Source organism: Leclercia sp. G3L (assembly GCF_021117075.1).
Classification (GTDB): Bacteria; Pseudomonadota; Gammaproteobacteria; order Enterobacterales; family Enterobacteriaceae; genus Enterobacter; species Enterobacter adecarboxylatus_C.
Map to the genome: position 1 here is coordinate 4,297,731 of NZ_CP088265.1, position 13,165 is coordinate 4,310,895.

At 58.6% G+C, this 13,165-nt stretch carries 10 protein-coding genes, 1 tRNA gene and 1 pseudogene; 7 read left to right on the top strand and 5 right to left on the bottom strand.

Going from position 1 to position 13,165, the window contains the following annotated elements; translation table 11 throughout:
* Positions 1-7: 7 nt before the first annotated feature.
* Both LRS40_RS22180 and LRS40_RS22185 read right to left on the bottom strand, forming a co-directional pair.
* Positions 8-1,156: an FAD-dependent monooxygenase gene (locus LRS40_RS22180; protein WP_231312704.1), complete on the bottom strand. Its 1,149-nt coding sequence runs from the start codon at positions 1,154-1,156 to the stop codon at positions 8-10.
* Positions 1,146-1,811 carry a DsbA family oxidoreductase gene (locus LRS40_RS22185; protein WP_231312705.1) on the bottom strand — a complete coding sequence of 222 codons (666 nt, stop codon included), beginning with the start codon at positions 1,809-1,811 and terminating at the stop codon, positions 1,146-1,148. The genes LRS40_RS22180 and LRS40_RS22185 overlap by 11 nt, the downstream gene beginning before the upstream one ends.
* A 107-nt stretch (positions 1,812-1,918) precedes the next feature.
* Here LRS40_RS22185 and LRS40_RS22190 point away from each other — a divergent pair, with 107 nt between their 5' ends.
* Together LRS40_RS22190 and LRS40_RS22195 are read left to right on the top strand one after the other, a co-directional pair.
* A complete protein-coding gene (locus LRS40_RS22190; protein ID WP_231312706.1) occupies positions 1,919-2,833 on the top strand; it encodes a LysR family transcriptional regulator in 915 nt (304 codons plus the stop codon).
* Between the two features lie 148 nt (positions 2,834-2,981).
* Positions 2,982-4,085, top strand: coding sequence for an NADH:flavin oxidoreductase/NADH oxidase (locus tag LRS40_RS22195; RefSeq protein ID WP_231312707.1), 1,104 nt, complete (start codon positions 2,982-2,984; stop codon positions 4,083-4,085).
* A gap of 171 nt (positions 4,086-4,256) precedes the next feature.
* Here the strand turns inward: LRS40_RS22195 and LRS40_RS22200 are convergent, their stop codons facing one another.
* Together LRS40_RS22200 and LRS40_RS22205 are read right to left on the bottom strand one after the other, a co-directional pair.
* Positions 4,257-4,703, bottom strand: coding sequence for a transposase (locus tag LRS40_RS22200; protein WP_142488978.1), 447 nt, complete (start codon positions 4,701-4,703; stop codon positions 4,257-4,259).
* A 175-nt stretch (positions 4,704-4,878) separates the two neighbouring features.
* A tRNA-Ser gene (locus tag LRS40_RS22205) sits at positions 4,879-4,966 on the bottom strand.
* Between the two features lie 178 nt (positions 4,967-5,144).
* On the opposite strand from LRS40_RS22205, the gene LRS40_RS22210 reads away from it, so the two are divergent.
* Genes LRS40_RS22210 through LRS40_RS22230 form a run of 5 tightly spaced genes read left to right on the top strand, consistent with a single transcriptional unit; the run spans position 5,145 to position 11,690 of the window.
* Positions 5,145-6,968, top strand: a complete 1,824-nt coding sequence (locus tag LRS40_RS22210) for an iron ABC transporter permease (protein ID WP_231312708.1) — start codon at positions 5,145-5,147, stop codon at positions 6,966-6,968.
* Position 6,969: 1 nt separating this feature from the next.
* On the top strand, positions 6,970-8,049 hold the full coding sequence (locus LRS40_RS22215) for an ABC transporter ATP-binding protein (RefSeq protein ID WP_231312709.1): 1,080 nt from the start codon (positions 6,970-6,972) through the stop codon (positions 8,047-8,049).
* A 25-nt stretch (positions 8,050-8,074) separates the two neighbouring features.
* The gene (locus LRS40_RS22220) at positions 8,075-9,178 is read left to right on the top strand and encodes an ABC transporter substrate-binding protein (RefSeq protein WP_231312710.1); all 1,104 of its coding nucleotides are present in this window, start codon (positions 8,075-8,077) and stop codon (positions 9,176-9,178) included.
* A gap of 39 nt (positions 9,179-9,217) precedes the next feature.
* Positions 9,218-10,645: an inositol monophosphatase family protein gene (locus LRS40_RS22225; RefSeq protein ID WP_231312711.1), complete on the top strand. Its 1,428-nt coding sequence runs from the start codon at positions 9,218-9,220 to the stop codon at positions 10,643-10,645.
* The gene (locus tag LRS40_RS22230) at positions 10,635-11,690 is read left to right on the top strand and encodes a substrate-binding domain-containing protein (protein WP_231312712.1); all 1,056 of its coding nucleotides are present in this window, start codon (positions 10,635-10,637) and stop codon (positions 11,688-11,690) included. Before LRS40_RS22225 ends, LRS40_RS22230 begins: the two co-directional genes overlap by 11 nt.
* A gap of 35 nt (positions 11,691-11,725) precedes the next feature.
* Here the strand turns inward: LRS40_RS22230 and LRS40_RS22235 are convergent.
* A pseudogene (locus tag LRS40_RS22235) lies at positions 11,726-13,105 on the bottom strand (carbohydrate porin).
* Positions 13,106-13,165 lie beyond the last annotated feature (60 nt).

A 13,165-nucleotide genomic window follows, 5' to 3' on the forward strand; every position in this document is an offset into this window, starting at 1 on the left:
TTCCCGATTATGCCCGGCCGAAAAGCAGTCGATCCCCTATCTTCATCCCCATTTCGCGTAAATACTTGCCGCGTAAAATTTGTTCCCTTTCCCACTCAGCCAGGGCCTTATCCGTGTCATCCGGCCAGGCTTGCAGGGCATCGCCTAAGGCCAGGGCGTTGGCGGCCGCTTTGGAGGTGCTCGCCGCGGTATGGGGCCGGGGAACAGAGGCGGCGTCACCCAGTAAAATCACCCTACCCTTCACCATCTTATCGACGGCGAGATCGCGTATCGCCTGGGCAAAGGGCTCCTTTGTCGCCTGTACAATTTCGCGGAAGCCGGGCGGGAGGAGCCGCTGTGCTTCGTCCATCAGATGCGCTTTCCAGCGTGCGGCCAGCAGCCCTTCCGGCACGGAATAGCTTCGCGCAACACCGTCGGTTCCCGTCATGATCGCTTCCCGCTGCGCATCACCGACGACCCGGTACCAGACCCAGTTGTAAAAACGGTGGCCTGGCCGTAAATCGTTATCCGCCCCCGGCACCAGATAGCCCAGAATGTGCGAGCCCGCGTTGCTGGCGAAGGCAAAATCGCCGTGAAGCTGCTGTCTGGCCAGCTCAGGCATGTCGTTTTCGGCAACCAGCCCGCGCCATGCGATATACCCGGCGTATTCGGGCGTGTCTTTCCACAGCAGGTTGCGCACAAAAGAACCGTTGCCATCAGCACCGATCAGCAGATCCCCGGTCTCCTTGGCGCCGCCTTCAAAGATGGCGGTGACGTGCTGGTTGTCAGGAAACGCTACATCCGTAAGTACATGGTTTTTATGATAATGAATATCGCGGATCGTCGAGCGCATCAGCGAATAGATCAGTGACCACGAGGTTTGCACCTGGGGGGCATACTGCCGCTGCTCCACCGAGCCGTCCGGGCGATACACCACTCTCTGCGATGAGCGCACGCCCAGAGTGTCCCAGTCGCGTTCGATACCGCTGCGGCGGATTAACGCCACCACTTCGGGCTGGAGCACAATGCCGCCGCCTCTGCTGTCGAGATCCCGGGCCGAGCGTTCGAAAATATCGACGTCCCAGCCCGCCTGCTGCAACATATTCCCTGCAAATAATCCCCCTAACGAGCCGCCGATAATCAGGGCCCGTTTTCTGGGGGGCATTTCACCGATCATATCGGGCTCCCTCTCGTTTAATCAGGTCGCGATAAGCATCCATAATGTAATAGCGGAGCTGATCCACCGGAACGGCGCCCGTCAGCCTGATACCGGCAATATCAAAGGTGGGAACGCTGCTAATATCGCCCTGCCGCGCCAGGTCTTCCAGCTGGATCACCTCCGCCTCTCCCGCGGTACTCAGCAGATAAATGCGCGCGGCCTCTTTGTCCATCCCGCATTCGCCGGCCACCTCCGCCAGGACATCAAGGTCGCCAATATCTCTTCCCTCCTCGAAGTATGCCTGAAACAGGCGCTTAACCAGCAGGGATCGGGCCTTTCCGGCAGGGGCAAAAAGCGTCAGCCGATGCGCCGCAAAGGTGTTAGGAACGCGCTGAATGGCCGGGTAGTTAAAGGCAACATCGTCCGTTTTCCCCTTCTCAACGGTGTGCTCATCCAGCTGATGCGAATATTCCCAGCTCCCGAATTTAGCGCGGCGATAGGCGACACGTTCCATGCCCTCCAGCGGCATACCGGGGTTAAGCTCAATGGGCAGCCAGTCGACCTCGACCCCGACATCTTCGGGCAACGATTGCAGTACCTTTTCCAGCCGGGCATCCGCAATCCGGCACCAGGGACAAATAAAATCTGACGTAATCTTGATGGATACTTTCATGTTTCACCTCTCACTGCGGAGAAGGCTAACACTGTTACTTAAAGGTGATAATATGGTTAAAACAGCTTACAGAGTTGCGCAAGACGCAACGATGCGGGGAGAGAAAAATGGATATGCTGGCATCGCTTGAAGCCTTTATTACGGTAGTCGAAGAGGGTGGCTTTGCACCCGCCGGCAGAAAGTTAGCCCTGGCAACGTCTTCGGTCACCCGACAGATTGACGGCCTGGAAAAGGTGCTCGGCACCCAGCTGCTAACCCGATCGACCCGCAGCGTGGTGCTGACGGCGGCCGGGCATGTTTACTTCGAGCACGCGGTCAGGATCCTCAACGACCTGGAGTATGCCAATCAGGAGGTGCGGGACCAGACGGGGGAACCCCGGGGGGTGTTAAGGATCAGCCTGCCGGTCTCGTTTTCCAGGCTGCATATCGCCCCGCTGCTGGCCCCCTTCTCTCGCCGCTATCCGTTGATCTCTCTTGATCTGACCTTTACCGATGAGGTCGTCGATTTGGTGGAAAAGCGGCTAGACTTGACTGTCCGACTGGGCAAGGTCGACTCCCCCAATCTGATCGCACGCAAGCTGCTTTCCCAGCGTCGGTGCGTTTGCGCCAGCCCGGACTACCTGCAAGCGCAGGGTTATCCTGACGTACCTGCGGATCTTAAAAACCGTAACTGCCTGATCTTTTCCTATTCGTCCGGCAAAACGAAGTGGTATTTCAACGGGGAAAGCCAGGTCGCTATCGATGTGAAAGGCACGCTGAAGTGCAACAACTCAGAAATACTGCGCGAAGCGGTGTTAAGTGGCTATGGCATCGCGCTGCTGCCTGACTGGCTGATCGGCAAGGATATCCAGGAGGGGAAGCTGATCGGGTTACTGCCGCAATGGCGCGCAGAAGTGAACGACGGTGAGGATGATTCCGCGATTTATGCCATCTACCATCCCACCCGCAGGAACACCAAAAAAGTGAAGGTGTTTGTCGATTTTCTGATGGCGCATCTTTCCCCGGAGACGGAAAGTGAATAGTGCAAATTCAACAGCGTTGCGTCTGACGCAACGTACTTTTGCGTAAACGTCATGTTCTGTTATCGCTGGCTGTACGGTATGTTGATGAATATTCAAGGATAAAAATCGCTAAACCCCATTTCTAACGCTGCAATCCGGAGTGACATGTATGTCTAAACCCAAGCTGTTTACACCGTTACGTATCCGCAATCTTGAACTTGAAAACCGTATCGTGATCGCCCCCATGTGCCAGTATTCTGCCGAAGAGGGCTGTATGACTGACTGGCATACTCTCCATCTGGGGCAACTGGCCCAGTCCGGCGCGGGCCTGCTGACCATTGAGGCGGCAGCCGTCTCCCCCGAAGGGCGAATCACCTACGCTGACGTCGGGCTCTATGATGACAAAACCGAAGAAGCGATGGCCGGGGTGCTCAAGACTCTCCGTAAGTGGTCAAATATTCCTGTCGGCATCCAGCTGGCCCATGCGGGCCGCAAAGCCTCAACCTACAAGCCCTGGGATAAGCACGGGCAAATCCCACCCGATCAGCAGGGTGGCTGGCAGACCTTAGCCCCTTCCGCAGTGCCTTACAGCGAGGGCTATACCCTCCCGACCGCTCTCGACAGCAACGGGTTAGCCGAAATCCGCAGCCAGTTCGCACAGGCCGCAAAACGTGCCGCCCGACTGGGTATTGACCTGATCCAGATCCACGCCGCGCATGGCTATCTGTTACATCAATTTTTATCCCCGCTCTCTAACCAGCGCACGGATAATTACGGCGGTTCGCTGAAAAACCGGGCCCGCTTCCCGCTGGAGATCGTCGACGCGGTGCGGGAAGCCTTCCCTGCCGATAAAGCGATCAGCGTGCGTATCTCCGCGACGGACTGGGTTGAGGGCGGGTTTAACCTTGAGGAAGCCGTGGAGTTCTCGAAGATGCTTGAAGCCCGCGGAGTGGATGCGATTCACGTCTCCAGCGGCGGCCTGCACCCCGATCAGCAGATTGAGGTCTACCCAGGCTATCAGGTGCCGCTGGCAAGAGCGGTGAAAGCTGCCGTGAAGATTCCTGTGGTGGCGGTGGGCTTAATCACCGACCCGGAACATGCAGAATCCATCGTCGCCAGTGGAGATGCGGATATTATCGGGATCGCCCGTGGCGCGCTCTACAATCCGCGCTGGCCGTGGCATGCGGCGGCGGAGCTGGGTGCGCAGGTGCATGCGCCGGATCAGTATCTGCGCTGTCAGCCCCACACGCTGAAGAACCTGTTTAAGTCCTGATCCTGTCTCTGGCAAGTACCCGTGGCATCACGGGTACTCTTCAAGCGCTCAGAGATAAAAAAGCCCAAAACTCTGCGAGAACAGATTAGATAATGATGAAGTGAACCAAAGCACTCACCATTGCTAAGTTAAAAAAGAGACAAGTTCTGCTCGAAGGCGCGGGAATAAGAATTAACGCAAAATCATATATGCCGCGCAGAGCGTAAACAAAATAACAAATATCCAGCTGAACCAGTAAAATGCATTACTTGCCCCCAATCCTGTGCGAGAAACAAAGACATTATCCGTTGCAACAAATAATCCGGACGTCTTACGAAATTGAGCAATATAATAAACGCAATAACCCAGCATGAAAAATATGAATAACACACCACCGACCTTATGAGAAAAGATCGCCAGCAGCAAGCTAACAGCTATTATGCCCAAATAGACGACTGCTGCGGTAGATTCCATTTTTTTTAATTTTTGCCTGATGGCGCTATCATGCAGCGCTTTCCAGCGTCGAAGTGTACTGATACTGAAAGCATATTTTTCGCACAACGCTTTATCAGGTACGCCTTCTTTAGCCTGGCGAAGAAAATCTGCAATTTGTTCGTCTGTAAAACGCTTTTTACTCATCGAGTCTCTTCCTTCGCAGAACATAGATGGGATTTGCCCTCACCTGCAAGATGAGTAACGGAAAAGATTCTGAGTGAAAGAGGTACAGATTCTAGATACAAAAAAGCCCGTTTTCACGGGCTTTTTATGCAGGAGAAATCGAAAATTATCGTAAATTTTGATTTCGCCTTAAATTTGGCGGAAGCGTAGAGATTCGAACTCTAGAACCCTTTCGGGTCGCCGGTTTTCAAGACCGGTGCCTTCAACCGCTCGGCCACGCTTCCAGAGTGAGGCGCACTATAAACATCTCTGTGCGCTATGTAAAGAGGCTAATTGAAGAATTTGATAATGTTCCGGTTTTGCACCCGGCGCACTTTTTTGCACATATGTGCAAACTTTTAGCAAAAATGTAACATTGCGTCGATATATTCCTGACTGTCTTTCACAGCCAGGGGTCAACGAGTGTCTTACCCATCTGATATCTACCCACGCCACAGCGCGTGGCAAAAGCTCCGCCATACTCTGTCGATTGTCAGCCATGAGCCCGCCAACCTGCTGGCTGTGCTGCTGCTCGCGCTGTTCAGCTGGATAATCCTGGCTCCGGTCATTTCCGTGTTGCTGAACGCGGTGCTGGTGCAGAGCGGCGATGAAGGCCGTACCGGAGCAACCGAGGGGGCATTTACCGCCTGGTACCTGCTGCGCACGCTCAGTTCACGTATGTCCGATATCCTGCTCTGGACGCCGTTGCTTAATACCCTGGCGGTGGCGCTGAGCACCGTCGCCATCGCCCTGGTGGTTGGCATCGTGCTGGCATGGCTGGTGAATCGTACCGATATCGCGGGCCGCAAGTGGTTTGCCACCCTGCTTATCGTCCCCTTTATGCTGCCCTCCTGGACCTTCGCCCTGGCATGGAGCACCATCTTCAAGAATCACGCCATCGGCGGGCAGCCGGGATGGCTGGAGGCGATGGGGATCCAGACCCCGAACTGGATGGCCTACGGCTATTTCCCCATCGTGACCATTATGGCGCTGCACTGCGCCCCGCTGGTGATCCTGATTGTCGGCAATGCCCTGAAGCGCATGGACAGCCAGATGGAGGAGTGCGCCCAGGTTCTCGGCGCATCCCGCCGGGTTATCGCCTTTAAAATTATCATCCCGCTGGTACGCCCGGCGCTGCTCTCTGCCGCCCTGCTGATTTTCGCTGACTGTATCGGCGAGTTCGCCCTGCCCTATATTCTTGGCCTGCCGGTGCATTTCGATACGCTCTCCACCGGGCTGTACCGGGCCATCGGCACGCGTCAGTCCGGCGTGGCGGCGGTGATTGCGGCGGTGATCATGCTGATGGGCATGCTGACCCTGATGCTGGATATGAAAATGCTGCGCGAGGCGAAACGCTTTGTGACCCTCGGCGGAAAAGGGGTGATGGAGCGCCGGCGTAGCCTGGGACGCTGGCGCAGCGCCGCTACCGCCCTGCCGCTGGTATTCGTGCTGCTGGGTGTGGCGATCCCGCTGCTGACCCTGTTCCTGTCAACGGTGATGATCCTCCCGGGCCGCTTTAGCGCCGATAACTTCACCCTCGATTACTGGATTGGTCACAACCTCGACACCGTAGCCCTGCACAACGGTATTCTGCTGAGCCCCGAATTCTGGTGCACGGTGGGGAACACGCTGGTCATCGTCGGCTCGTCCTCTCTCGCCTGCGGCGTGCTGGGCCTGCTGGTGGGCTACGCGGTGCTGCGCTGCCACTTCCGCTGGGTCGCCGCCTTCCTGCGCCAGCTGACCTTCCTGCCCTATCTGGTGCCGGGCATTGCCTTCGCCGCCGCCTTTCTGTCGCTGTTTGCCGTGGCCCGGGGGCCGGTTCCGGCCCTGTACGGCACCCCGTTTATTCTGATCCTCGCGCTGATTGCCGAAAAAATGCCCTACGCCAGCCGCTCCGGCATCGCGGCGATGACCCAGCTCGGCAAAGAAGCCGAAGAAGCGGCGCGGATTGCCGGTGCCGGCTGGTTCGCCCGACTTCGCCGCATCGTTATCCCGATTCAGGCTGCGCCGCTGGCGACCGGGATCCTGCTGCCGTTTATCTCAGGGATTAAGGGGGTCAGCCTGTTCGTCATCCTCGCCACCCCGGCCACCGACGTGCTGACGACCTGGTCCCTGCGCCTGATTGACTACAACTACCAGCAGGCGGCCAATGCCGTGGTGCTGATGATTGCCCTGATTTCATGGGCTGGCACGGTGATGATCCAGCGGATCACCGGTACCGGTCTGGCTGATGGTCTGGAGAAATAAGATGCCTGATATTCAATTAACGAATCTCACCAAAACCTACCCTGGCAGCGATGCTCCGGCGGTGAACAACATCAACCTGACGGTGAAAGACGGCGAGTTTATGTGTCTGCTGGGGCCGTCCGGCTGCGGCAAGACCACCATCCTGCGGATGATTGCCGGCATTGAGCATGCCAGCGGCGGGGAAATTAGCATTGGCGACAAGGTCGTTGATTCCATCGCCCGGGGCACGTACGTGCCGCCGGAAAAGCGCGGCATCGGGCTGGTCTTCCAGAGCTATGCGCTCTGGCCGCATATGACCGTCGAGCAGAACGTGGATTTCGGCCTGCGGCTGCAGAAAGTGCCCGCCAAAGCGCGTATCGCCCGCTGCCAGGACGTGATGGAAAAACTGCGCATTGCCGATTACGCCAAACGCTATCCGGCGCAACTCTCCGGCGGCCAGCAGCAGCGCGTGGCCCTGGCCCGTATGCTGGCGGTCAATCCTGGCGTGCTGCTGCTGGACGAGCCGCTCTCGAATCTCGACGCCACGCTGCGCCTGGAGATGCGCGCCGAGCTGCGTCGCCTGCATGAAACTTTCGGCACCACCATCGTGTTTGTCAGCCACGATCAGTGGGAGGCGATGACCCTTGCCACCACCATTGCGGTGATGAGCGCCGGACAGATGCAGCAGGTGGGCACCCCGGATGAGATTTACGCTACCCCGGCCAACCGCTTTGTCGCGGAATTTATTGGCACCCCGCGCCTGAACATGATCCCGCTGCACCAGCCCTGCAGCGAGCTGGCGCAGCATCTGCAACGGCGCTTTACTCTGCACGATCAGACCCAGCTCTGCGGTATCCGCCCGGAAGAGATTGTGCTGAGCGCAGAGTCTTGCAGCAACGCCGTTCCGATGACCATCGATAACATTATGCCCACCGGTGGAAGCTGGGTGATTGAGCTGGTGGCCGGCGAAGATCGGCTGTTCCACTCCACGCAGCTGCGACCGCGCTGGCAGGCGCGTCAGCAGGTGCATTGCCAGCTCCCGACCTCGTCCCTGCACTTTTTCAACCGCAACGGACTGCGTCACGACGTGACCGCGAATTAACCCCATTGACCCTTAAGGAACTCACATGAAGCGCAAGTTGTCCGCCGTCCTTATCACCAGTGCCCTGCTGAGCAGCGCCGTCGCTCAGGCTGAAACCTTCGATCTGCAAAAGCTGATCGCCGCCGCGAAACAGGAGCAGCCGATTACCGTTTATGCCTCGACCGGTAAAATCGTGCAGCAGGCAAAAGCCTTTAGCGAGCAGTACGGCTTGCAGGCCGTGGGCGTGAAAGCCGATGCGCCGCAAATCATTGAGATCATGAGCCGGGAAGCGCAGGCCAAAAACGTTCGCGCCGATGTCGCTATCGTTGAGGACGCCCCTGCCGGGATGACGCAGCTACTCAAAAAAGGCTATGTCCAGAGCTGGGTGCCGGACGATCTGAAAGACGACATTGCTGCCCGCTATCAGGAGCCCCTGACGGTGGTGCTGGCGCCAAACGTGTTTGCCTATAATACCGATCATCACGCTACCTGCCCGGTGACAAACCTCTGGCAGTTGACCGAGCCGAAATGGCGGGGCCGCGTCGCGATGCAGGATCCCACCAGCAAACCGGCCTATACCGACTGGTTCAGCCAGATGGAAACCCACTACGATCGGCAGGTTCGCGATGCTTATCAGCAGCAATTTGGCAAGCCGCTGCAAACCGACGAAAAATCCGCAACCGCAGCCTTTGTGAAGGCGCTGGCGGCCAACGGTGTACTGCTCACTCACTCCGATAACGACGCGGCATCCGCCATCGGCGCGCCGGACAGCAAAACCGACTTTGTCGGCCTGGTGTCAACCGCCAAGTTCCGCGACAACAAGCAGGGGATGAAGCTGGGTCTGTGCAGCGGCCTGAAGCCGTTCATCGGCTGGAACTACCCCAGCCTCGGCGTGGTCGCCACCGGCAGTAAAAGCCCGAACACCGCGAAGCTCTTTACCCACTATCTGCTGACCGCCGAAGGCATCGCGCCCCAGGGCGTGGACGGTAAAATGTCCACCAACCAGAAGGTCAACCTCCCCGCCGACGAAGCCTCCGGGATTGAAAAACATCGCGGCGAGCTGATGGAATACCTGACGGCCACCGCCCAGGGCGACTGGGCAAGCCGCCAGGACTGGCAGGACATCTGGAGCCTGAACTACAAAAAGTAGTTTTCAGCGTACATTTTCATTCTGAACAGGCAGCACACTTTGACTACTCATGATATTGAACAGCGGGAAGCCGCGCTGAGGCGCATTATCGTTGACGCCGGGGATACTGCCCTGCGCTTCTTCCGGTCGCGAAAAGCGGGCGAGTATGAACTGAAGGGCCATCAGGATCTCCTGACCGAGGCCGATACCTTCGTTGAGAAGCAGGTTCTGGAGGCCCTTGCCGGGGCGTTCCCGGACGATTTGATCCTCGGCGAAGAGTCCGCCAGCCAGCCTGCCAGCGCGGAGAGCCTGTGGGTGGTGGATCCCATCGATGGCACCGCCAACTTCGCCCGCGGCATCCCCCATTTTTGTGTCTGCATGGCGTGGGTTCGCCAGGGTGTTACCGAGCTGGGGGCGATTTATAACCCGGTAAGCCAGGAGCTTTATCTGGCCCGTCGCGGCCATTACGCCCTGAAAAACGACCAGCCGCTGCGCTGCACCGCCATTACCGACCCGCAGCGGGCCGCCGTTGAGCTGGGCTGGTCTTCCCGTCATAGCCAGAATCACTATCTTAAGGTACTGGGCTCGCTGCTCACGCTGGGCGCCAGCGTGCGTCGGGGCGGCTCCGGGGCGCTGGCGCTGGCCTGGGTGGCGGAAGGCCGCACCGACGGGTATCTCGAAATTCATATGAACGCCTGGGATTGCCTGGCGGGGCTTTTACTGGTGCGCGAAGCCGGTGGCGTGACGGGGGTTATTCCTGAAACTGCCGGGGGAATTTTCAACGGCCTGCCGGTGCTGGCTGCCGCGCCGGGCATTGCGGCGAAACTTGCGGCTGCGGCAGGGATCCCGCTGACGATCGAAACAGAGGCGAAACCCGCGGCAGGGCACTACCCTCGCCCGCCCATCAGCCTGATCGCCGAGGATTTTCCCGGCTGGGGCGTGGATATTTATATTGGCGGATCCAGTGGTGTCAGCGATGCGGCCCTGCTGGCCGAACATGATATCGGGGTCGTGATTAACTGCGCGGTCAACCTCGATATCGACTGGGTGATACGTCCGGAAGCCAGTGCGCCTCCGCACCTGTTATCTCATGGCTCAGGCCCGGTCCGCTATTACAAGCTGGGGCTGGTCGACGGCGAAGGCAATGCACCAGAAATGCTGCACGCTGGCTATCAGCTGATGCGTTCGGCGTTGCTCCAGCAGATCCCGGATAAAGCCTCCTACCCTGTCCGCAAACGCGGCAATATCCTCGTCAACTGTCGCGGCGGGCGCAGCCGCTCTGTCGCTCTGGTGGCGCTGTTTATGCATCTGGAGTGTCCGGCGCGCTTCCCGACGCTCGAGGCGGCCATCGATCTTATCCGCGACCGACGCCAGCTCCAGCCGGACGAGTGGTATGAAACGCCGAAGCCGTCGCTGATCCGCCTGGCCGAACATGCCATTATCCGCGAACGGGCCATCGCCGGAGTGGAACAGCGTCATGAGCAATAACAGCCTGCGGAAAAATCCCGGCTTCGCCAGCGCCACCGAGGTGGCGCGCCTGGCGGGGGTCTCCCGTTCTGCGGTGTCACGCACCTTTACGCCGGGTCGCAGCGTGTCTGAGGATACCCGGCGTAAAGTGCTGGCCGCCGCTGAAGCGCTGAATTACCACGTCAATCATCTGGCGCGGGGGCTCTCCCGGGAGGAGAGCCGTCCGGTCTGTATTCTGGGCGGCAATCTGTCGTTTCCCTGGCAGTCCAGCCTGCTCGACCACCTGACCCGCCGTCTGCACCAGGCCGGACGCGCGGTGATGGTGATCAATACCGACGACGACGAAGCGAGTGCCCGGGAGGCGCTGCAGCAAACGCTGAATTATCGCTCAACCGCCACCATCGTGCTGTCGGGCAAACCACCCGGGTCATTGATTGAACTCTGCCTGCAGAGCGGGCAACAGGTGATTGCCATCAACCGTATGGGCCAGTTCCCCAGCGCGGACAATATTGATATCGATTACAGCTCGACGATGAAAGAAGCATATGACTGCCTGATTGCCGCAAACTGCCGCCGTCTGGCTGTGGTCTCCTCCTCTGCTCGCTCCCCGAGCATGATTACCCGTGAAACGCGCTTTCTGGACGCCGCCGCCGAAACGGGGAGCGAGGTCACGCTTATCCGTCCCGGTAGCGCCAGTTACCAGACCGGCGTCCTCGCCGCACGGGAATTGCTCAGCCAGGCTTCTGTGCCGGACGGCGTCTTCTGCGTCACGGATCTCATCGCCTGCGGTTTTATCGATGCCGCCCGCCACGAGTTTGGCCTGAGCATTCCGGAGGACATCAGCGTTATTGGTTTTGATGATATCGAACAGGCAAGCTGGCTGGGGTATCAGTTGACGACCTTCGCCCAACCGCTGGCAGAGATGGCGGAGGCTGCCTGTGACATGCTGCTTGCAGCGGATGCGGAAAAACCGGCCTGCCGGGTGTTCAGGGCGCAGCTGGTGAAACGGCGGACCACGGGTCTTGCCCGGCGGCGCTGCGCTTGCACGGGCCTACAAAAACCGTAGGCCGGGTAAGCGCAGCGCCGCCGGGCGCAGTTGATTTAGAACCAGGCTTCCCACATCGCGCCGACGTTGAAGTCGTCGAGCGTTTCATCTTTCGTGTTGTTCACGCGGGCGGTGCGTTCGTTATCCACCTTGCCGCCGGTGACGTAGAAGCGCAGCATCGGACGGAATTCCGGGCCCATCGCGATGGACATGTTCTGCGACAGGGTCAGCTTCTAGCCCTTGTTATCCCCGCCGTTGTCGTAATCAACATGCTGCCAGCCCGCTTCCAGCCAGGTGGAGTGCACGTCGTTCCACCAGTGCATCGGCCGCACGATGGCGTTGTAGTTCTTGCGGTTGTCGGTGCTGTCACGGCTGTTGTCGTAGTCGTGGAAGGCCAGAATGTACTCCACCTGGGTCGCCTGGGTGAACTTGTGCAGCCCTTCGAAGCTGGCGTACACCGTGGTCAGATCCTCGGTTTTGTTGAACACGCTGTTATCGGAGTTATCAGAGTAGCGGGCGATCACCTTGTTCACGCCGCTGTCGTTGGTGTGGCTCAGGACCACGCCGCCCTGCCAGGCGTGGGTGCGCTCTTCCGTTTCGATGGCTTTCGAGTCAAAGCCGTAGTTGGCGTACAGCTCCAGGTCGATGGGGCCGAGCTTCATGCCGTGAATTTTGGAGGTGGCCGCGTAGTTGCCCTTGTCGCCAGTGCCGGAGCCGCCGGTACAGGTGATGCGCGACGGGTTGGCCTCGTCGTCCATCACTTCCGGGCTACAGGATTCGACTGCCGCCACGGTCGCCACGTCAAACTGCACGCCGCCGATGTCGAAGTTCTTCACCCCGGCACCCTGGCCGTCGTGGTTCATCCAGAAGTAGTCGTTGATACCCTGCTGCGGACGCTGGTGGAAGTCACGCCCGGCCCAGAGATAGGCGTTCGGGTTGGACGCCAGAATATTGGTCACCCCGGCGTAGGCCTTCTTCAGGTTAACCTCGTCGCCCCAGTGGTCGATCATCACGTTGACGTCCCAGATGGCGCCGTTTTCGCCCTTGAAGGCTTTTGAGAGCTGGAACTCACCGCCGTTACCTTCGTTACCCAGACGGCCGATCGCCGAGGCGCCGTTATAGGACCCGTCCACCGCGACGTATTTCTGATCGGCGGCCTGGAAGTGCGCCCCGTAGCGGGCATAGCCGGTAAATTTAATCCCGAACGGGATCGCCATATCCGGGGACTGGGCGGCGCTTTGCGGTTCGTTGATGACGTCGGCTTTTTTCGCCACCGCGGCATCCATTTTCGCCTGGCGATCGGCCAGGGCTTTATCCACCGCTCTGGCCACAATGACGTCGATTTGCTCCTGCGTAAATTCCTGTGCGAATCCGGAAACCGGGCAAAGCGCGGCGATTACCGCCATTGTTAATGGAAGTTTTTTAATCATATTCATGGTTATCTCAATATATTTAAATTTTATTCAGACAATAACCACCCCGTTCCGGATTGACAG